This window comes from Streptomyces sp. NPDC094147, assembly GCF_044764265.1.
GTDB lineage: Bacteria > Actinomycetota > Actinomycetes > Streptomycetales > Streptomycetaceae > Streptomyces.
Genome location: NZ_JBIWHT010000008.1, coordinates 53,886 through 74,055, shown reverse-complemented (window position 1 = coordinate 74,055; position 20,170 = coordinate 53,886). Strand labels below are relative to the sequence as shown.

Sequence of the window (20,170 nt, the reverse complement as noted above, 5' to 3'; positions counted from 1 at the left end):
TTAGCTTGCGGTGCGTGAATAACACCCGCCCTGTCAGCAGGTAGTGGGGAACATCCGAAATGTGTCCTTGACCTGCATCTCTTCAGCCCGGCTACTGTGCTCCAACCACGCGCCCATACCGGCGCGTTCGCTTTTGGGAGGGGAGCCCGCATGGGGGGCAGCAGTACGCACAGGCAGGGCAGACGGCGCAGATCGCAGCGGCGGCGTACGGGCGGATCGCTGGTCATCGCCCTGGTCACCGCCGTGTTCGGGCTGGCCTTGCCGGCTCAGGCCGACACACCGCCCGACCCGGCGCGGGGCGACGCCCAGCATCTGGCCCAAGTACCTCCGGACGAGGCGGCGACCGCCGCTGCGCAGGCCAGGGCCAAGGCCACCGGGCAGGCCCAGGTCATCGATACACTGACCACGCCCTATGCGCAGACATTCGCCAACCCGGACGGCACCCTGGCCACGACCACCGGCATGCAGCCCGCCCGGGCCAAAAGTGGCTCGAACTGGGTCCCGGTGGACGTGACGCTGATATCGAACAGCGACGGTTCCATCTCCCCGAAGGCCGTGGTCGATCCGGTGCGGCTGTCGGGTGGCGGCAGCGGACCGCTGGCCACGCTGACCAACGCAGCGGGCAAGACACTGTCGGTGAGTGTGCCGTTCACCCTGCCCAAGCCGACCCTGGTCGGGGATGACGCCACCTATGCCGAGGTTCTGCCCGGCGTCGACCTCCAGGCGAAGGTCACCGCGCAGGGCGGCATCCGGCATGTGCTGATCGTCAAGTCCGCTACGGCCGCAGCCAATCCGGCTCTGGCGCAACTGAAGCTGGCCACCTCGGGCAGCGGACTGAACGTCTCAGCCGACGCGAACGGCAACCTTCAGGCCGTCGACACCACCAGCAATACCCCAGGCTTCGTCGCCTCAGCCCCGTTGATGTGGGACTCCAGCACCACCCCGGCCCCCAGCAAATCCGCTTCACGGCTGATGACGGCCCGAGCCGCCAGTCCCGCTGAAGTCGCCAGTCCCAACCCGGCCGCGAGCAGCGCGGACGGCCCCGGTTCCCGTGCGCAGACCGCCGTGATGTCCACCTCGGCGAGCGCCGGCAACGTGAACATCACTCCGGTGCAGAGCGTGCTGGCCGGCTCGGGCACCCAGTACCCGGTCTACATCGACCCGTCCTGGCTCCCCTTCGACTCCACGGCCCCCGACTGGACGTGGATCCAGCAGGCGTATCCGGGCACCTCCAATTTCGGCAAGACCGGCGGAGACAGTGACCATCCCGGAATCGGGCTGCAGGACTACCAGGTAGCAACGGGCCTGGAGCGGACCTTCTACCAGTTCAACAACATCGGTGCGCTGGGCGGCGCCGTCATCCACTCCGCGACGCTGAACCTGTCCGAGTACCTCTCGTCCGACTGGTCGTGCACCAACACCTACCCGGTGTACCTGGAACTCGCCGAAGCAGGTATCACTAACAGCACCACCTGGAACAACGCTCCCACCGAAGTCTCCCTCAACCAGAACGTGCAGGTCGGCGGCTCAGGCTCGTCCGGCTGTTACGGCAACGTGCCGTTCTCCTTCGATGTCACCTCCACACTTCAGCGCGCTGCCAGCGGCAACTGGACTCGCATCGCCTTCGGCCTGCACGGCATGGAGGAGGACAAGATCGGCTTCAAGCGCCTGACCTACAGCCCCAGCCTCACCGTCACCTACGACCGGACCCCAAGCCTGCCCACGTCCCTGAATGCAACACCCAACCCGCAGTACACCTCTACGAACACCACCCAGCCGTGCGAGCCCACCACCAACCCCACCGACCGGGCCTTCGTCGGCAACCCGGGCCTGGCCCAGGGTCTCCAGCTCAACGCCACCGTTACCAGCCCCGCCTCCCAGCCCGTGCGCGGCTACTTCGACCTGTGGGACGACTCCGTCAGCGGATTCCCCACCACCTCGCACGGCGCCGGCTACAGCAACGGCGGCGGCTACGTGTCCTCCGGCAAGCAGGTGTCCTTCACCATCCCGCAGAGTGACCTCACCGACGGCCACGCCTACGCCTGGGATGTATCGGCCAGCGACGGCCTCCTCGCCTCAGCGGCCAACGGCACCTGCCACTTCCGTGTAGACCTCACCCCGCCCACCGTCACCACACCCACCGGCCAGGTCGCCGACCCGAGCACCACGTTCCCTCCCGCCGGCAACGGCCAGACCACCACCCTGCACGTCGGGCAGAGCGGGCAAGTACCCTTCACCGCCGCCGACCCCAGTCCCGCAACCGGGATCGCCTCCGGACTCGCCTGCGTTCGCTGGGGCTTCGATCCCACGATGGCCGGCGCCACCTGGCAGTGCGGCAGCACCCGCCCCACCGGAAATCTGACGGTGACCCCCACCCACTGGGGCACCAACATCCTCTACATCCAAGCTCAGGACAACGCCGGCAACTACTCCCAGATAGCCCCCTACGCCTTCTACGTCCCCTGGAACCCCAGCGGCCCCGCACCAGTCTTCGGCGACACCACTGGCGACGGCTCCCCCGACATCCTCGTCCCCCACAGCGACGACAACCTCTACGCCCACAGCGTCCCCGGCAACACTCAGGCCACCAGCCCCGCCACCTCGCTCGCTGCGGTCAAACTGAATTCGCTCAACGGAGACTCGTGGAAGAACTACCGTTTCACCCACCGAGGCAGTCTGCGCGGCGGCCTCAACGTTGACGATCTCATCGTCCACAAGGACGGCGCCAGCTCGCTGTTCTTCTACTACAACCCCGGAAACACCGGCACCGACGGCCGCTTCGACAAGCGTGTATCCATCTCCAAACCCACCTGTGCGGACAGCAGTTCCGGCACCGACTGCACCGGCTACCAGAGCGACTGGTCCACGGCCACGCAGATCGCAGCTCTCGGCGACGTCTCCACCACCACCCTGAACGCCGGACACTTCCAAAACCGCACCGGCCTGCTCACCGAGGAGACCAACCCGTCAGGGGACGCGGCCCTGTGGTTCTACCCCATCGTCTCCGACTCCCATCTCGGATCCCCCGTCCGCCTGGCGGCCACCGGCTGGAAGAACCTGGACCTCATGTCACCCGGCGACTGGAACCACACGGGCCGCCCCGGCCTGTGGGCTCGCGACCGCACCACAGGCGACATCACCGCCTATGCCTTCACCACCGGCACCACTCCTGTCCCGGGCAGCACCGACACACCCCCGGCAACCGTGCCCACCCTCACCGGCATCTCCACCGGCACCAAGATCGGAAACCTCCCGGCCGCCGATTACCCGACCGTCGGCTCCGACGGCGACCTCACCGGCGACGGCATCTCCGACCTATGGGCCGTCACCAGCGACGGACAGGTGAAAACCTGGGCCGGCAAGACCACGGACGGCACCGCCTCCACCGCGGTCACCGCGTTCGACACCGCCAGCACCATAGGCAGCACCAACATCGCCGCCGACCAGTGGCGCCTGGCAGGCAACACCACCGACACAGACGGCCCCAATCCGGCAACGGCCTACAACACTGTGGGCTGGGGCCCCGGTCACACCGGCACCGCCTCCAGTGCGGCCACCTTCGACGGCACCGGCGGCTACCTCGCCACCAAGAACACAGCCGTGGACACCACCCACAGCTACACGGTCTCCGCCTGGGTCAATCTCAACTCCCTGGCCACCACCGAGGTCGCCGTCAGCCAAGGAACCGCCAACCACCAGGCGTTCTACCTCGGCTACACCAGCAACAAAACCTGGCAGTTCATGACCACCACCGCCAGCGCCAGTCCGAGCACCACCTACCCCACCGCAACAGGCGGCCCCACACCCACCACCGGCACCTGGACCCACCTCACCGGCGTCTACGACGCGGACAGCCACGTCGTATCCCTCTACGTCAACGGCATCCTCACCCAAAACGCCGCCATCAACAACAACCCTGCCTACGACTCCTCAGCGCCGCTCACCATCGGCGGCAACACCTCCACGGCAGACACCACCCACCAGCCGTACGACCCCATGAACGGCTCCATCTCCGACGTCCGCACCTACCCGATGGCCCTCACCGCCACCCAGATCCAGACCCTGTACAGTCACTCCTAAATCAGCACAGCCCGACCAATGTGCCTTGAAAGGTGGCGTCTGCAGCACATCAGGTTGAAAGCCCTGCAGGCCAGTGAGAAACAGCGAGCGCAGTTCCTCCTAGCCTGCAGGAGCTCCGTGTAGAGCGCAGGTCAGCACCCGATGCCGTTCTGAACGTCACGGCAGCGAGGCGATAGGGAGTCAACTCCTCCTGACCCGCCCGTTCACTCTCGGTCAGTCCCGCAACGCCGGAATCACGGTGGCCCCGTAGCCGTCAATGACCCTTTCGCGGGCGTCATGCATCGCATAGACAGCGAACTGGTCGACGCCCAGCGCTTTCAGCCGTTTCAGCTTCTCGATGTGCGCCTCGGCCGGTCCGAGGAGGCAGAAGCGGTCGACGATTTCGTCGGGTACGAAGGCGGTGTCGGGGTTTCCGGTGCGGCCGTGGTGGCTGTAGTCGTAGCCCTGGCGCTGCTTGATGTACTCGGTGAGTGCCTCGGGTACGAGTCCGGAGTGCTCGCCGTAGCGGGTCACCAGGTCGGCCACGTGGTTGCCGACCATGCCGCCGAACCAGCGGCACTGCTCGCGCGCGTGGTCGAGGTCGTCGCCGACGTAGGCGGGTGCGGCGACGCAGATCGTGATCGACTCGGGATCACGGCCGGCGTCCGCCGCCGCCTTGCGGACCGCCTTCACCATCCACTCGGTCAGGAACGGGTCGGCGAGCTGGAGGATGAAGCCGTCCGCCTTCTCCCCCGCCAGGGCGAGGGCCTTGGGGCCGTACGCCGCCATCCAGATCGGCAGCCTTCCGTCCTTGACCCAGGGCAGTTGCAGGCGCTTTCCGTCGACGTCGGCCGCTCGACCCTCGGAGAGGTCGCGGATGACGCCCATGGCCTCGCCGAGCCGGGCCAGCGTGTTGGGTTTGCGTCCGGCCACCCGCATCGCGGAGTCGCCGCGGCCGATGCCGCAGACCGTGCGGTTGCCGTACATGTCGTTGAGGGTGGCGAAGGTGGAGGCGGTGACCTCCCAGGTGCGGGTGCCGGGGTTGGTCACCATCGGGCCGACGGTCAGCCGCTTGGTGTTCGCCAGGATCTGGCTGTAGATGACGAAGGGTTCCTGCCACAGCACGGCCGAGTCGAAGGTCCAGCCGTAGCGGAACCCATTGCGCTCGGCCCGCTTCATCAGGCTGATGACCTGTGCGGCCGGCGGATCGGTCTGCAGGACGAGTCCGAAGTCCATGGTGCGGTGCTCCTAGCCGAGGTACTGACAGGTGGCGCGCGGGACGTAGCTGCCGTGTCCGGCCCGGCCGGTGAACTGCCGCTCGTGGACGACGAGTTCGCCCCGCGACAGCACCGTCTCGACGCGGCCGGTGACCCGCCTGCCCTCGTACGCCGAGTAGTCCACGTTCATGTGGTGGGTCTCGGCGGAGATGACCTGCTCGGCATGCGGGTCGTAGATGACGACGTCGGCGTCGGCGCCCGGGGCGATCGTGCCCTTCTTCGGGTAGAGCCCGAACATCCGGGCCGGGCTCGCGCAGCCGATCTCGATCCAGCGGCGGCGTGTGATGTGCCCGTCCAGGACGGCCTGGTGCAGGAGGTCCATGCGGTTCTCCACCCCGGGCAGGCCGTTGGGGATCTTGGAGAAGTCGCCGCGGCCCAGCTCCTTCTGTCCCGCGAAGCAGAACGGGCAGTGGTCGGTGGACACCACCTGGAGGTCGTTGGTGCGCAGCCCGCGCCACAGCGCCGCCTGATGTTCCTTGGGGCGCAAGGGAGTTGAGCAGACGTACTTCGCGCCCTCGAAGTCCGGCTCGGCGAGGTTGTCGGTGGACAGGAAGAGGTACTGCGGGCAGGTCTCGCCGAAGACCGGAAGACCCTTGTCCCGGGCGGACGCGAGTTCGGCCACGGCCTCCTCGGCCGATACGTGCACGACGTACAGCGGAGCCCCCGCGACCCGCGCCAGCTGGATCGCCCGGTGGGTGGCCTCGGCCTCCAGCAGGGCCCTGCGCACCTCGCCGTGGTAGCGCGGGTCGGTCTCACCGCGCGCCAGCGCCTGCTCGACCAGGACGTCGATGGCGATGCCGTTCTCGGCATGCATCATGATCAGCCCGCCGTTGGCGGCGGAACGCTGCATCGCTCGCAGGATCTGCCCGTCGTCGCTGTAGAAGACGCCGGGGTACGCCATGAAGAGCTTGAAGGAGGTGATGCCCTCCTCGACCAGCAGGTCCATCTCCTTGAGGGAGGACTCGTTGACGTCGGAGAGGATCATGTGGAAGGCGTAGTCGACGGCGCAGTTGCCGTCGGCCTTGGCATACCAGGCGTCGAGCCCGGCTCGCAGCGACTGGCCCTGCGACTGCACCGCGAAGTCCACGATGGTGGTCGTGCCGCCCCAGGCGGCGGCCCGGGTGCCGGTCTCGAAGGTGTCGGAGGCGAAGGTGCCGCCGAAAGGCAGTTCCATGTGGGTGTGGGCGTCGACGCCGCCCGGGATGACGTACTTGTCGGTGGCGTCGAGGGTGCGGTCCGCCGTCCAGCTCTCCGCGGCGGCCGAGCCGTGTGCCGCTATGGCCGCGATCCGGCCGTCCTCGATCAGTACATCGGCGTGCATCTCGTCGGCGGCGGTGATGACCAGGCCGCCGCGGATGAGGGTGCGGGTACTCATGGGTGGAGCTCCCTTTCGTACACGTACACGTTCGCGTGCACCATCACGTACACGTTCACGTACACATCACGTACAAGTTCTTCAACTACACCGTGTGCAGGGCGCGTTCCAGGATGGCCGCGCCCTCCTCCGCCTCGGCGACGGTGAGGGTGAGCGGTGGGGCGATGCGCAGCACGCTGGTGTCGTGGCCGCCGCCCTTGCCGATGAGGAGGCCGCCCTCGCGGGCCGCTTCGAGCACCGCTGCCGCGGCTTCGGGGTCGGCCTCGTCGGTGCCCGGCTTGACCAGTTCGATGCCGGCCATCAGGCCGCGGCCGCGCACCTCGCGGACGACGGGGAGCTGGGCGGCGATCGCGCGCAGCCGCTCGATGAGCAGTCCGCCGACGCGGCGGGCGTTGCCCTGGAGGTCGTGTTCGAGGAGGTAGGTGAGGTTGGCGAGGCCCGCGGCCATGGTGACCGGGGAACCGCCGAAGGTCGAAATGGAGTTGCTGTCCAGGCAGTTCATGACCTCGGCGCGGGCGACGACACCGCCGATGGACATGCCGTTGCCGATGCCCTTGGCGAAGGTGAGGAGGTCCGGCGGGCCGCTCCGGGCGTGGGCCTGCCAGCCCCAGAAGTGGTCACCGGTACGGCCCCAGCCGGTCTGCACCTCGTCGGTGATCCACAGGATGCCGTGCCGGTCGAGGACCTCGCGGAACGCGGCGTACAGGCCGTCGGGCGGCGAGGTGAAACCGCCCACGCCCTGGATGGGTTCGGCGATCAGCGCGGCCACGTTGCGGGTGTGGCCGAGCAGGTCTTCGAGGTCGACGACGCAGGCCTCGACGAACTGGCTGTCGCTGAGGTGCGCGTACGGGCCGCGGGCCCGGACGCCCCCGTGCACGTACAGCGTCTGGAGGGGCGAGAGGCTGGTCGGCGACCAGGCGCGGTTGCCGGTGATGCCCACCGCGCTGAAGGAACGGCCGTGGTAGCTGTTGCGCATCGCGAGGACCTGGTTGGAGCCGCGGTACGCGGTGGCGAGCAGCAGGGCGGTGTCGTTGGCCTCGGTGCCGGAGGTGGTGAAGAAGACCCGGGCGTCCGGGATTCCGGACAACTGGGCGATGCGCTCGGCCAGTTCGACCATCTGGTGGTTGAGGTAGAGGGTCGAGGAGTGGATGATCCGGCCGGCCTGTTCGGCGACGGCCTTGGTGACCTCGGGCAGGGCGTGGGCGGTCATGGTGGTGAGGATGCCGCCGAAGAAGTCGAGGTACTTGTTGCCGTCGGCGTCCCAGACGTGGCGGCCCTCGCCGTGCGTGATCTCGATGGGCTGCTTGTAGTAGAGGGCGAGCCAGTCGGGCAGGACGGCCTTGTGGCGGTCGTGGAGGTGACGGGTCACGGCTTCACCAGGCCCTCGTAGGCGTCGGGGCGGCGGTCGCGGTAGAACGCCCACTGCTGGCGCACTTCCTCGATGAGGCCGAAGTCGAGGTCCCTGACGAGGAGTTCCTCCTCCTTGTCGCTGGCGACCTCGCCGACGAACCGGCCGCGCGGGTCCACGAAGTAGCTGGTCCCGTAGAAGTCGTTGTCGCCGTACTCCTCGCGGCCGACCCGGTTGATGGCGGCGATGAAGTACTCGTTGGCGACGGCGGAGGCGGGCTGCTCCAACTGCCAGAGGTAAGCGGAGAGTCCGCGCGAGGTGGCCGAGGGGTTGTAGACCAACTGGGCTCCGTTGAGGCCGAGTTGGCGCCACCCCTCCGGGAAGTGGCGGTCGTAGCAGATATATACGCCGACCTTGCCGACGGCCGTGTCGAAGACCGGCCAGCCGAGGTTGCCCGGTTTGAAGTAGTACTTCTCCCAGAAGCCCTTGACCTGGGGGATGTGGTGCTTGCGGTACTTGCCGAGGTAGCTGCCGTCGGCGTCGATGACGGCCGCGGTGTTGTAGTAGAAGCCCTCGCCCTCGATCTCGAAGACCGGGACCACGATGACCATGCCGGTCTCGCGGGCGAGTTCCTTCATCCGGGTGACGGTGGGGCCTTCCGGTACGGGTTCGGCCCATCGGTAGTGCTCGGCCTCCTGCACCTGGCAGAAGTAGGGGGCGTTGAAGACCTCCTGGAAGCCGATGATCTTCGCACCCTGCCGGGCCGCCTCGCGGGCGTGTTCCTCATGCTTGGCGATCATGGATTCGGTGTCGCCGGTCCAGGTCGCCTGAACCAGTGCGGCGCGCACGACATTGGCCATGAGCTGCTCCTTCGACGGGTCGTCAGCCAGCCAAATCCACACGCGTAGATCCGCGTGTGGATGAGACCGTAAGGCGCGTCACGCACCGTGGCAAGACCATCGCAGTTACGGCGAGGCTAATTGCGGCGCCACAGGTCAGCCGATGGCGGTGCGGGCGGTCGGGCGTTTGACGGACCGGCCGACGACGACGGCCGCGAGCCGGGCGATCCGCCGCCGGCCGGTGGACTCGGGCCGGCCGCTTCGGGCCGCCACCGCGGCGGGCCGCAATCTCGGACCGGCCACTCGGCGTTCGTACGGGTCCTGGGGCCCGGATCCGAGTCAGTGGCCGCGCGGTTCGGGGGCCGGGAGGCGGTTCCAGTTGCCGCGGCGGGCGTGCCGGAGCAGCACCGGGTCGTCGCCGACCACCACGGGGTGTCCGACCTCGGCGAGCAGCGGAAGGTCCGCCGCCTCGTCCGCGTAGGCGTACGAGGCGGCGGCCGCGATGCCGTGCTCGCGGAGCAGGTTGCGGGCCGCGTATCCCTTGCCCTGGCCGAGCATGGGGGCCTGCGGCCGGGAGCAGAGCACGGCGTCGGGGCCGAGGTGCCGGACGACCGGTTCGAGCTCGGCGGCGCTGGCGCCGGAGACCAGCACCACGAGGTGCCCGCACGCCGCGTGGCCGTGGAGCGCCGCCAGGACCGGCGGATGCCACAGCCGGCCGAGCGGCTGGGTGACGGCGGCGAGATCGGACGCGGCGAGCAGCGTCCCCTCCACGTCGAAGAAGGCAGCGGCGGCGGGCCGTCGCTCGCGGCCCTCGGGGTGGATGCGGGTGTTCATGTCCATTGCTACGGACCATGCCCACCCGCCCACTCACCTCAATCCCAACTTTTCAACGTTCTGTTGAAAGTCCGGAAATGCGCGGTGCGCGCGTCCATCGCGGCTTCTCGGTCTCGGGCAGTTCCGTGTGCAGCCGGTTGTGGAGGTGGTTGAGCGCGACCTCGACGTCCGGGCCCATGGAAGCACGATCATGCCGCCGCACGGCCAGCTCGGGACCGGCGCGCCCGGTTGGCGGCGGGCGTGGAACTCCAGGGCCGCCTTCAGCCGCTCGGCCGTCGGCCCGTACAGGTCGACGCCCTGCCGCCAGGACGCCTCCGCGATGTGAGCCGCGCCGATCAGGCAGCGCGGGGCCTCCCCTTCGTTCAGGCCCCGCGCAGATAGGAGGCGCGGGCCTCGGCGATCTGGGGCACATGGCTGCGGGCCCAGTCGCAGGCGGCGTCCAGCGGCCCGAGCAAGGAGCGGCCGAGCCCGGTCAGTTCGTACTCGACGCGCGGCGGGTTCTCGTCGTACTCGGTACGTGTCAGGAAGCCGTCCCGCTCCATCGCGCGCAGCGTCTCGGTGAGCACCTTCGGGGTGATCCAGTGCAGCGGAACCCGCAGTTCGGAGAACCGGCGCGGACCGCTCTCCAGGCAGCGCAGCACGAGCCCGGTCCATTTGTCGCCGACCCGGAACGGCTGCAACCGTCCCGAGCAGTCCGGATCGTCGAACATGTCGGGCGTCAGGCGGTCGGTCATGGGCTGACGCTAGCCCAGTACCTTTGCAGTAACCAGGGGGTTCCGTCCTAACGTCCCCGCCATGACCTCAACGAACTCTTCCCTGCGCCTTGTTGTCCTCGGAGCCGGCGGCCGCGTCGGCCGGGCCGTCGTCGCGGAGGCCGTGTCGCGCGGCCATCGCGTGACCGCCGTCGTCCGCGACCCCGCCAAGTACGCGGATCTCGCGTCGGATTCCGTCACCGTCGTACGCGGTGACGCGACCGACCCCCGTTCGGTGGCGGCGGTCGCCGCGGGCCACGACGCGGCCGTCAACGCCTCCGTACGGCTGGACGTGCCGTCCGAGGAGTACCTCGTCTCGGCGGCGAAGGCCCTCATCGAGGGTCTTGCCGAGGCCGGTGTCGCCCGGCTGGTGGTGCTGGGGATCGCCACCACCCTGGAGACCTCGCCCGGTGTACGGATCATGGACGCGCCGGACTTTCCCGAGCAGTACCGGCTCTTCTCGCAGGGCCACGTCGCCGAACTGGAGACGCTGGCCGGCGCCGGGGGCGGGCTCGACTGGCTGATGGTGGTGCCGCCGATGGACCTGGACGCCGCCGCCCCGCGCACCGGCCGCTACCGCTCGGCGGTGGGCACGGCGATCGAGGGCCCTGGGCACATCGCGCACCCCGACCTGGCCGTCGCCGTCCTGGACGAGATCGAGGAGCCCCGGCACTCGCGGGTTCAGCTGGCGGTGTCCGACTGAATCCGGGCAGGACGGGCCGCCCGCCTCGCCGCGCGGGCGGCCGCGTGTCTCATGCGGCGACCGCCGGCGGGGGTTCGCAGGCGGTCGCGATCTTGTCCATGGACAGGCCGAGGACCGCGGCCAGCGCCGCCACCGTGAAGAACGCCGGGGTCGGGGCGCGGCCCGTCTCGATTTTGCGCAGGGTCTCGGCGGACAGGCCCGCCGCCGCCGCGATCTGCGTCATGCTGCGGTCGCCCCGCGCCGAGCGGAGCAACCGGCCGAGCCGCTCGCCGCGTTCACGCTCTTCGGGGGTGAGAGGAGTGCGGACCATGTGGCGATTCTAGGGGGTGTCGGGTGGCACGGGCCCGGCCGTGACCGGCCGGTCACGAGGCCGCCCGGCGTCACGTCACTCGGGGCCCTGCGCCGACCAGCCCGGGACCTGGAACCGTACGGTCATGTCGGAGCGGTGCACCTCCTCGCCGCAGCAGCGGCACATCACCGCCGGGTCGAGATCCGCCCCGCACTTGTGCCGCCACACCGTCGGCGGCACCTCGGCGAGGTGGCGGTCGCCCCAGTTCATCAGCATCAGCAGGACCGGGCGCAGTTCCTGTCCCGCCCGCGTCGCGCGGTACTCGTAGCGGGCCGGGCGTTCGCTGTAGAGGGTGCGCTCCAGGACGCCCGCGTCGACCAGGCTGCGCAGCCGGGTGGTCAGGATGTCGCGCGGGGCGCCGATGTTCCTGGCGATCGCGTCGAAGCGGTGGACGCCGAGGAAGATCTCGCGCAGGACGAGCAGGGAGTACTTCTCGCCGACCACCGCGAGGGCGTCGGCGATCGAGCACGGGCGCGGGTTCTTGCCCCGCGCCGCCCGGGAGGAACGGGGGGAACGGGAAGCCTCCGAGGCCCCCGAAATCCCGGCGGTCCCTGAAGTCCCCGACGTGCGGGACTGCTGCCCGGCGGCGCTCCGGGACGGCTTCTGCTGCGGCTGGTCGGACACGGTCATGGCCCCACCGTAATCCAGCCGCACCCAGTCCGTTGGATTTCCCTACCCACAGAGATACAGTGAATCCAGTTTTCCAACCTACTCGCGGGTACAGCCGAGGGAGCGCATCATGCGTGACGCCGTGATCGTGGAAGCCGTACGCACACCGATCGGCCGGGGGAAGCCGGGCGGGGCCCTCTCCGGGACCCATCCGGTCGAGCTGCTCGCCCACACCCTGCGCGCCCTCGTGGACCGCAGCGGCGTCGACCCGGCGCTCGTCGACGACGTCATCGGCGGCACCGTCGACCAGGTGGGCGAGCAGGCCATGAACACCACCCGGTACGCCTGGCTGTCGGCCGGGTTCCCGGACTCCGTGCCCGCGACGACGGTCGACCGGCAGTGCGGCTCCTCGCAGCAGGCCGTGCACTTCGCCGCGCAGGGCGTGATCTCCGGGGCCTACGACCTGGTCGTCGCGTGCGGCGTCGAGTCGATGAGCCGGGTGCCGATGTGGTCCAACGTGCCTGCGGGGAAAGACCCGTTCGGGCCAGGGGTCGCCGCACGTTATCCGGAGGGACTGGTTCCGCAGGGGATCAGCGCCGAACTCATCGCCGCCAAGTGGTCGATCGGGCGCGGCGCGATGGACGAGTTCGCCACGGCCTCGCACCACAAGGCCGCCCACGCCTGGAGCAACGGCCTCTTCGACGCCGAGACCGCGCCGATCGCGGGCCTCACCCGCGACGAGTCGGTACGCCCCGCCACCACCCCCGAGATCCTCGCCGGGCTCAAGCCGTCGTTCATGGACCCGGGCTTCGGCGAGCGCTTCCCGCAGATCGACTGGTCGGTGACGGCGGGCAACAGCAGCCCGACCAATGACGGCGCCTCCGCGGTCCTGATCACCTCCAGCGAGACGGCGGCCCGCCTCGGGCTGCGCCCGCTCGCCCGGCTGCACAGCTTCGCCGTGACGGGCTCCGATCCGGTCCTGATGCTGACCGGCGTCATCCCGGCGACCGAGAAGGTGCTGCGCAAGGCGGGGCTCGACCTCGGCGACATCGACCTCTTCGAGGTCAACGAGGCCTTCGCGAGCGTGGTCCTGGCCTGGCAGCAGGAGACCGGCGCCGACCCGGCGAAGGTGAACGTGCACGGCGGCGCGATCTCCCTCGGCCACCCGCTCGGCGCGAGCGGCGCCCGGCTGATGACCACGCTGGCGCACGCCATGCGGGAACGCGGGGCGCGCTACGCGCTCCAGACCATGTGCGAGGCGGGCGGCCTCGCCAACGCGACGATCCTGGAAGCTGTCTGACGCACCGTCACATCAAGACTCTCGCCCGTCAGTCCGGAACCCCGGCACGCACCCCATTCAAATACCGGTATAGTAATGGGCATGGTAGAGATCAAGAGCGATGCCCAGATGGATGCGATGCGCGAGGCCGGCCGCGTGGTCGCGAACGCCCTGGCCGCGGCGCGTGACGCGGCGGACGTCGGGGTGAGCCTGACCGAACTCGACGCCGCCGCACAGGAGATGCTGGGGAAGGCGGGCGCCACCTCACCCTTCCTGGACTACCACCCCGAGTTCGCGCCCGTCCCCTTCCCCGCCACCGCCTGCGTCTCCGTCAACGACGCGATCGTGCACGGCATCCCGGACGGCTACCGGCTGCGCGACGGCGACCTGGTCAGCGTCGACTTCGGCGCGGTGCTCGACGGCTGGGCCGGGGACTCGGCGATCAGCTTCACGGTCGGCCGGGCCCGGCCCGAGGACGTACGCCTCGTCGAGACGGCGTTCCGGGCGCTGGAGGCGGGCATCGCGGCGGCGGTCGTCGGCAACCGCATCGGCGACATAGCGCACGCGATCGGGCAGGTGTGCCGGGGCGCGGGCTACGGCATCCCGGACGGGTTCGGCGGGCACGGCATCGGCCGCCACATGCACGAGGACCCGGCCGTGCCCAACGAGGGCCGGGCCGGGCGGGGCATGGTGCTGCGGCACGGGATGGTGCTCGCGATCGAGCCGATGCTGATCGCCGACGGGAGCGACGGCTACTACCCGGCGTCCGACGGCTGGACCCTGCGCACGCTGAGCGGGGCGCGGGCGGCACACGCCGAGCACACGGTGGCCGTCACCGATGCCGGACCCCGGATCCTCACCCGGCCGTAGGGCGCCGGCCGTCGACCCCGTACGCCCCATGCCGGCGCGCCGCGCCCGAAGAGGAAACCGGTACTGAGCACCCACACGTCAGGTGCCGGTCTCGTACGCGGTCAGCAGCTCCGGAAGGGCCATGCCGAGGCGTACGTGGAGACCGTGGGCGGCGTGCAGGCAAGCCTCCGCGCGTTCGGTGTGGCCCGCGGCGGACAGTGTCGTGCCCAGGGCGAGCAGCGCCATCGCCTGGAGCGGTTCGTTGCCCAGTCGCCGCGCGCCCGCAAGGCTCCGCTCCAGGTGTGCTGCCGCCTGTCCGTACCGGCCGAGCGCGTGCATGGCCTCGCCCAGACCGCGCTCCACGATCAACTCCATGTGCTCCGAGCCGATCTCCCGGCAACCGCCCAGGGCCTTGGTGTAGCTCACCACCGCCTCGGCGGTGCGGCCGAGGTGGACCAGGGTGCGGGCGTGGCCCGCCTGGATGTACACCCGAACCAGCGTCCAGCCGAGGCAGGAGGCGCGGGACAAGGCCTCCGTGAGGCAGTCCAGAGCCTCCGGGGTGCGGCCCAACCGGCGCAGCGGATAGGCGCTGTTGTAGCGCGACTCCAGCTCGCCCCAGAGGTTTCCGCGCCGGGCGTGGACGGCGATGCTCTCGCGGAACAGGGCGAGACCGACCTCGTAACCCTCGGGGATCGACGGCCCCGTCGACTCCAACAGGCCGCTCACATTGAGGAGTTTGCCGAGCATCACCTCGTCGCCGGTGGCGCGGCTCAGCTCCAGTGCGCGGACCACCTGCGCGCGCCCCTCGTCCGAGTGTCCGACCTGCCACAGTCCGCCGCCCAGCATGTAACGGGCGCGGATCTCGGCGTCCGGCTCGCCGCGCACGGCGGCAGCGTCGGCGAGGGCTGCGGCGGGGCCGTTCAAACGCGGCCACAGGAAGTCGAGTTCGCCGAACGGGTCGAGAGCCAGGAGCAGGTCGGCCGCGGGCGCGAGCCGCACGCCCGGTCTGCGGGCGGACTGCCGCAACACGTCCAGCAGCGTGTCGATTTCGTCGCGCACCCATGCGAGGCCGGCTGCGGAGTGGTCGAAGCGGACGGGGGCCGAGCTCGTGGCCGCCATGTCGTCGGGGGTGGTGCAACCGGGGCGCGACAGCCGGTACGCGCCGCGTACGGTGGCCAGGCAGAAGTCGACGAGACGGTCGAGTGCGGCGTCGACTTCCGACTGCCTCGCCCCGCTCGCCGCTCCCGTTTCGGCGGCGCCCGGACTCGCCTCGTCGGCCCGTGCGCGTGCGAACAGGCGCAGCAGGTCGTGGTAGCGGTAGCGGCCCGTGCCCGGTGACTCCAACAGCCCTACGTCCACGAGCTGTTCGAGAAGCGAATCGGTCTGCCGCTCGTCCCGGTCCAGCAGGGCGGCGGCCATCGGAACCGAGAGCAGCGGGCCGTCGGCGTGCGCGGCCAGGCGGAAGGCCCGCGCGAGCTCCGGCGACAGCTGGTCGTAGCTGAGCCGGAACGTCGCGTCGACCGCCAGATCGCCGATCTCCAACTGCCCGAGCCTGCGCCGCTCGTCGGCGAGCCGGTCCACGAGTCCGGCGATCGTCCAGGCGGGGCGGTGGGCGAGCCGGGCGCCCACGATGCGTACGGCGAGCGGCAGTTGGCCGCAGGCGGCGACCAGCGCCGCGGCGGACTCCGGCTCGGCGGCCGTGCGCGCGGGGCCGACGAGCCGGGACAGCAGCACCATCGCCTCGTCGGCGGGCAGGACGTTCAGCTCGACGGCGTGGGCGGAGGGCAGATGGAGTCGGACCCGGCTGGTCACCAGGGCGGCGCAGCCGGGGGTGTCGGGCAGCAGCGGCGCGATCTGCCGCATGTCCGCCGCGTTGTCGAGGAGGACCAGGACCCGGCGCCCGGCGAGCGCGGAGCGGTAGAGCGCCGCCCGTTCGTCGAGACCGTCCGGCACGGAGTGGATGCTCAGGGCCCGCAGGAACCGGGCCAGGACCTCGGCCGGTTCGACGGGGACGGCCGACGCGCCGCCGAGGTCGGCGTGGAGCTGGCCGTCCGGGTAGCGGTCGCGCACGCGGTGGCCCGCGTGGAGGGCGAGCGCGGTCTTGCCGACTCCGCCGAGACCGGACACCGCGGCGACGACGGACCGGGGCGACTCGGTGTCGAGCGCGGCGACAAGGCGCTCGACCACAGCCGTGCGCCCCGTGAAGTCGGCAGGAGCCGCCGGGAGCTGGGCGGGTATCGGATGCCGGTAGCCTGCCGCCTCGCCCGGCCAGGTGCCCGACGGCGGCGGACCCTCCGCGGCCTCCGGGGACGGGGCGATGGCCAGCGACGGGTCGGACCCCAGCACCCGCTGGTGCAGGTCGCGCAGTTCCGCCCCCGGGTCCACGCCGAGTTCGGTGGCGAGCAGGGAGCGGACGTCGGCGTACGAGGCGAGCGCCTCCGCCTGTCGCCCGCAGCGGTAGAGGGCGAGCATCAGCAGGGCCCGCAGGCCCTCGCGCAGCGGGTGCTCGGCGGCCAGCAGGGTCAGCTCCGGGACGCTCCCGGCGTGCGCGCCCGACTCCAGGTCGAGACGGATGCGGGCCTCCACGGCGGTGAGCCGACGCTCGGCGAGCACGGCCCGCAGGCCCTCGGCGTGCGGCCCCGAGACGCCGGTGAGCGGTTCGCCGCGCCACAAGTCGAGTGCCGTGCGCAGGAGTCGGCGGGCGTCCTCACGGTGACCGTCCCGGACGGCCCGGTCGGCCTCGGCGAGGAGCGTGTCGAACTGGTCCAGATCGCAGGCGCCTTCGCCGGTCAGCAGCCGGTAGCCACCAGGTGCGGAGACCAGGACCGCGGCGGGCGTACGCGGTGGCCGGCCGGGCTCCAGTTTGCGGCGCAGCTGGGAGATCTGGGTCTGCAAGGTGGAGTGGACCCGTGCGGGAACGGCGTGGCCCCACACCCCGTCCACGAGGTCGACGGCGGTGACGGCCCTGCCGCGCCGGGCGAGCAGCATCGCCACGATCGCCTGCTGCTGCGGTGTGAGCGCGATGGGTTCCCCCTCGTCGCCCACCACCCTGACCGGCCCAAGCAGCGCATAGCGAAGCTTGTCTCCGTGCATGTCCCCTGTACTTTCCCGTGCCCCCGGCCACGCGTCCGCGTTCCCGGGGCGGCTGAGTAGTCCGGAACATCATAAGGAGCAACCGCGCGACCCCGGCCGTGATCCGCCGGACACTCCCTAGTTGTTAGCCAGGAACCGCCGGGCCAGCTTCTCGCCCAGGCTCACCGCCGCGCTGTGGCTTTCGATCGGCTTGACCTGGGAGTTCTTGAACAGGATGTAGGTGACGCCGGAATCGGCGCCGCCCGTCTTCGGATCGGGGTCGATGCCGAGCGCCTTGGCGGTGGCGTACGAGGCTTCGCCTGTGACCGTGCTCGGCCCGGTGTCGCCGACGACGGCGTACACGACCTTGTGGTGGTAGATGACGGCGACCGCACCGCCGCCCTTGATGCCGGCCGAGGCGTAGTTCCAGATGGGGCCGGCGCTCGGCACCACCACGTACGGCAGCTTCTCCGCGTTCAGCGACTTGCCGTTCGACTGGCGGAAGCGGGTGTCGGGCTGGAACCAGGGGTCGGTGTCCTCGTTGCAGGCCGCGGTGGTCTGGCCGTCGCAGTCGATGTGCAGGTCGGCCTTCCAGAACACGGCCCCGATCTTGCCGCAGACCGGGACGGTCGCCGCGGCCTGCGTGTCCGTCTTGTACTTTCCCTGGGAAATCTGGGAGCAGGTCGTCACCTTGGCCAGGAGCGCGGCCGCGCTGACCGAGCCCTCCGATGCCGAGGCGGGCACGCCGACGACGCGGGCGTCCCGCGCGGTGGCGGGGAGCACCGCCGAGGCGAGCAGGGCGGCACCGGATGCGGCGGCGAGGGCGAGCGTTCTGGTACGCACGTGGGCACCCTTTCTGTTAGGAAAGTTCCTTACCCGTTGCGCAACGATCCGGCTCCTCGTCACGATCGCGTCAATCCCGCGCACATCAAGAGGCCCGTGGCTCCCGGCCGTTCAGGACGGGGCCACGGGCCTCACCGGCAACTTCAGCCGGGGCTACTGCTTTCCACTCGGATGGACCACCATCGCGGAGCCGCCGCCGCGCCGCACCTTCTCGGCCGCGGCCAGCCAGCGGCCGTCGGGCAGGCGCTGCACTCCGGTCGCCGCGCCGATCTCCGGGTTCAGCGTGAAGGAGTGCCCCAGCGCCTCCAACTGGGCCCGCAGCGGGCTGTTGTAGAGGGCGGGTTCGAGTTCGGTCTTCGCCGCGTTGCGCTGGCTGGCGCGCGGCGCGGCGATCGCTTCGACCAGCGGCATGCCCCGGTCCAGGTGGTTGATGAGCGTCTGGAGGACGGTGGTGATGATGGTCGCGCCGCCCGGCGAGCCGAGCGCGAGCACCGGCCTGCCGTGCCGGTCGAGGACGATCGTCGGCGAGATGGAGGAGCGCGGCCGCTTGCCCGGACCCGGCAGGTTCGGGTCGGGGACGGCGGGGCTCGCCGGCGCGAAGGAGAAGTCGGTCAGCTCGTTGTTGAGCAGGAAGCCCCGGCCGGGCACGGTGATGCCGCTGCCGCCGGTCTGCTCGATGGTGAGCGTGTACGCGACGATGTTGCCCCACTTGTCGGCGACCGTCAGATGCGTGGTGTTCTCGCCCTCGTACGTGGTCGGCGCGGCGGCGCCCGACGTTCCGCAGGCCGCGGGGTGGCGGGGGTCACCGGGCGCGAGCGGGCTGGTCAGGACCGCGTTGTCCTTGATCAGGCAGGCCCGCGAGTCGGCGAACCGCCGGGAGAGCAGCCCCTTGGTGGGTACGTCCTCGAAGGCCGGGTCGCCGACCCAGCGGCCCCGGTCCGCGAACGCGATCCGGCTCGCCTCGATGTAGTGGTGGAGGTACTGCACGTCCGAGGCCTTGGAGAGGTCGGTGTGCTCCAGGATGTTGAGCGCCTCGCCGACCGATGTGCCACCGGAGGAGGACGGCGCCATGCCGTACACGTCGAGGCCCCGGTAGTCGACCTTGGTGGGGGCCCGGAACTTCGCCGCGTAGCCGCGCAGGTCCTTATCGGTCAGGTCGCCGCCGCGCACCTTGCGGGTCGACTTGGGGTCGACGGGCGGCTTGCGCACCGTCCGTACGATGTCCTCGCCGAGGTCACCCCGGTAGATCGCGCCGACGCCCTTGCGGCCCAACTCCTCGTAGGTGCGCGCCAGATCGGGGTTCTTGAAGGTGGAGCCGACCACCGGCAGCTGCCCGTTCGGCAGGAACAGCTTGGCGGTGTCGGGGAAGTCGGCGAACCGGGCCTGGTTGCCCGCGGTCTGCGAGCGGAAGGTGTCGTCGACGGTGAACCCGTCGCGCGCGAGCCGCTCGGCGGGCTTGAGGAGCGTGCGCAGCGACGTGCTGCCCCAGGTGCGCAGCGCCGTGTCCCAGGTGGCCGGGGTGCCCGGGGTGCCCACGCTGAGCCCGCTGGTCACCGCGTCCGCGAACGGCAGCGGCTGTCCGTTCTCCAGGAAGAGCGAGGAGGTGGCCGAACCCGGCGCGGTCTCGCGGCCGTCTATGGTGTGCACGGAACGGCTCTTCGCGTCGTAGTAGACGAAGTAGCCCCCTCCGCCGACGCCCGCGGAGTACGGCTCGGTGACGCCGAGCGCCGCGGCGGTGGCGACGGCCGCGTCCACCGCGTTGCCGCCGTTCTTCAGGACCTCCAGGCCCGCGGCCGACGCGTCCGCGTCGACGCTGGAGACCACTCCCCCGTAACCGACCGCCTCCGGCACCTTGGCGGGGGTCCGGGCGGGCGGCGCGGCCGTCGTGGGCGGGGCCGCGGCGACCGAGGCGGCCACGGCGGCCGCGACGGCGAGGAGGGACAGACTCCGGGCAGCAGGACGACGCATGCATACCTCCCGTT

The 20,170-nt window shown here is 70.5% G+C and carries 17 protein-coding genes; 5 read left to right on the top strand and 12 right to left on the bottom strand.

Going from position 1 to position 20,170, the window contains the following annotated elements:
* Positions 1–150 precede the first annotated feature (150 nt).
* Positions 151–4,080: a LamG-like jellyroll fold domain-containing protein gene (locus ACIQ8J_RS15070; RefSeq protein WP_403272294.1), complete on the top strand. Its 3,930-nt coding sequence runs from the start codon at positions 151–153 to the stop codon at positions 4,078–4,080.
* Between the two features lie 213 nt (positions 4,081–4,293).
* Here ACIQ8J_RS15070 and ACIQ8J_RS15065 read toward each other — a convergent pair whose 3' ends face one another.
* The 6 genes from ACIQ8J_RS15065 to ACIQ8J_RS15040 all read right to left on the bottom strand — a co-directional run bounded on the left by ACIQ8J_RS15065 (position 4,294) and on the right by ACIQ8J_RS15040 (position 9,738).
* Positions 4,294–5,295, bottom strand: coding sequence for a TIGR03842 family LLM class F420-dependent oxidoreductase (locus tag ACIQ8J_RS15065; protein ID WP_403272295.1), 1,002 nt, complete (start codon positions 5,293–5,295; stop codon positions 4,294–4,296).
* Positions 5,296–5,307: 12 nt separating this feature from the next.
* Positions 5,308–6,711 carry a dihydropyrimidinase gene (gene hydA / locus ACIQ8J_RS15060; RefSeq protein WP_403272296.1) on the bottom strand — a complete coding sequence of 468 codons (1,404 nt, stop codon included), beginning with the start codon at positions 6,709–6,711 and terminating at the stop codon, positions 5,308–5,310.
* 85 nt (positions 6,712–6,796) lie between these two features.
* Positions 6,797–8,080, bottom strand: coding sequence for an aspartate aminotransferase family protein (locus ACIQ8J_RS15055; protein WP_403272297.1), 1,284 nt, complete (start codon positions 8,078–8,080; stop codon positions 6,797–6,799).
* Positions 8,077–8,919 (bottom strand): nitrilase-related carbon-nitrogen hydrolase, encoded by an 843-nt coding sequence (locus ACIQ8J_RS15050; protein ID WP_403272298.1) that lies wholly within the window; start codon positions 8,917–8,919, stop codon positions 8,077–8,079. Before ACIQ8J_RS15050 ends, ACIQ8J_RS15055 begins: the two co-directional genes overlap by 4 nt.
* A 135-nt stretch (positions 8,920–9,054) precedes the next feature.
* Positions 9,055–9,201 (bottom strand): hypothetical protein, encoded by a 147-nt coding sequence (locus tag ACIQ8J_RS15045; protein WP_403272299.1) that lies wholly within the window; start codon positions 9,199–9,201, stop codon positions 9,055–9,057.
* Between the two features lie 36 nt (positions 9,202–9,237).
* Positions 9,238–9,738, bottom strand: coding sequence for a haloacid dehalogenase-like hydrolase (locus ACIQ8J_RS15040; protein WP_403272300.1), 501 nt, complete (start codon positions 9,736–9,738; stop codon positions 9,238–9,240).
* A gap of 139 nt (positions 9,739–9,877) precedes the next feature.
* On the opposite strand from ACIQ8J_RS15040, the gene ACIQ8J_RS15035 reads away from it, so the two are divergent.
* Positions 9,878–10,057: a hypothetical protein gene (locus ACIQ8J_RS15035; protein WP_403272301.1), complete on the top strand. Its 180-nt coding sequence runs from the start codon at positions 9,878–9,880 to the stop codon at positions 10,055–10,057.
* A gap of 37 nt (positions 10,058–10,094) precedes the next feature.
* On the opposite strand, the gene ACIQ8J_RS15030 is transcribed toward ACIQ8J_RS15035, so the two are convergent.
* Positions 10,095–10,466 carry a winged helix-turn-helix transcriptional regulator gene (locus tag ACIQ8J_RS15030; RefSeq protein WP_403272302.1) on the bottom strand — a complete coding sequence of 124 codons (372 nt, stop codon included), beginning with the start codon at positions 10,464–10,466 and terminating at the stop codon, positions 10,095–10,097.
* Positions 10,467–10,527: 61 nt separating this feature from the next.
* Between ACIQ8J_RS15030 and ACIQ8J_RS15025 the strand changes: the two genes are divergently transcribed.
* On the top strand, positions 10,528–11,187 hold the full coding sequence (locus ACIQ8J_RS15025; protein WP_403272303.1) for an NAD(P)-dependent oxidoreductase: 660 nt from the start codon (positions 10,528–10,530) through the stop codon (positions 11,185–11,187).
* A gap of 49 nt (positions 11,188–11,236) precedes the next feature.
* Here ACIQ8J_RS15025 and ACIQ8J_RS15020 read toward each other — a convergent pair whose 3' ends face one another.
* Complete coding sequence (locus ACIQ8J_RS15020; RefSeq protein WP_399052484.1) at positions 11,237–11,497, bottom strand: helix-turn-helix domain-containing protein; 261 nt, start codon at positions 11,495–11,497, stop codon at positions 11,237–11,239.
* Between the two features lie 75 nt (positions 11,498–11,572).
* Positions 11,573–11,998: a winged helix-turn-helix transcriptional regulator gene (locus tag ACIQ8J_RS15015; RefSeq protein ID WP_403272359.1), complete on the bottom strand. Its 426-nt coding sequence runs from the start codon at positions 11,996–11,998 to the stop codon at positions 11,573–11,575.
* 277 nt (positions 11,999–12,275) lie between these two features.
* On the opposite strand from ACIQ8J_RS15015, the gene ACIQ8J_RS15010 reads away from it, so the two are divergent.
* Both ACIQ8J_RS15010 and map read left to right on the top strand, forming a co-directional pair.
* A complete protein-coding gene (locus tag ACIQ8J_RS15010; RefSeq protein ID WP_403272304.1) occupies positions 12,276–13,445 on the top strand; it encodes a thiolase family protein in 1,170 nt (389 codons plus the stop codon).
* Between the two features lie 81 nt (positions 13,446–13,526).
* On the top strand, positions 13,527–14,294 hold the full coding sequence (map, locus tag ACIQ8J_RS15005; protein WP_403272305.1) for a type I methionyl aminopeptidase: 768 nt from the start codon (positions 13,527–13,529) through the stop codon (positions 14,292–14,294).
* A gap of 78 nt (positions 14,295–14,372) precedes the next feature.
* Here the strand turns inward: map and ACIQ8J_RS15000 are convergent, their stop codons facing one another.
* From ACIQ8J_RS15000 to ggt, 3 genes are all read right to left on the bottom strand, one after another.
* Positions 14,373–17,366, bottom strand: coding sequence for a BTAD domain-containing putative transcriptional regulator (locus tag ACIQ8J_RS15000; RefSeq protein ID WP_403272306.1), 2,994 nt, complete (start codon positions 17,364–17,366; stop codon positions 14,373–14,375).
* A gap of 117 nt (positions 17,367–17,483) precedes the next feature.
* Complete coding sequence (locus ACIQ8J_RS14995; RefSeq protein ID WP_403272307.1) at positions 17,484–18,188, bottom strand: glycoside hydrolase family 75 protein; 705 nt, start codon at positions 18,186–18,188, stop codon at positions 17,484–17,486.
* A gap of 153 nt (positions 18,189–18,341) precedes the next feature.
* A complete protein-coding gene (gene ggt / locus ACIQ8J_RS14990; protein ID WP_403272308.1) occupies positions 18,342–20,156 on the bottom strand; it encodes a gamma-glutamyltransferase in 1,815 nt (604 codons plus the stop codon).
* Positions 20,157–20,170 lie beyond the last annotated feature (14 nt).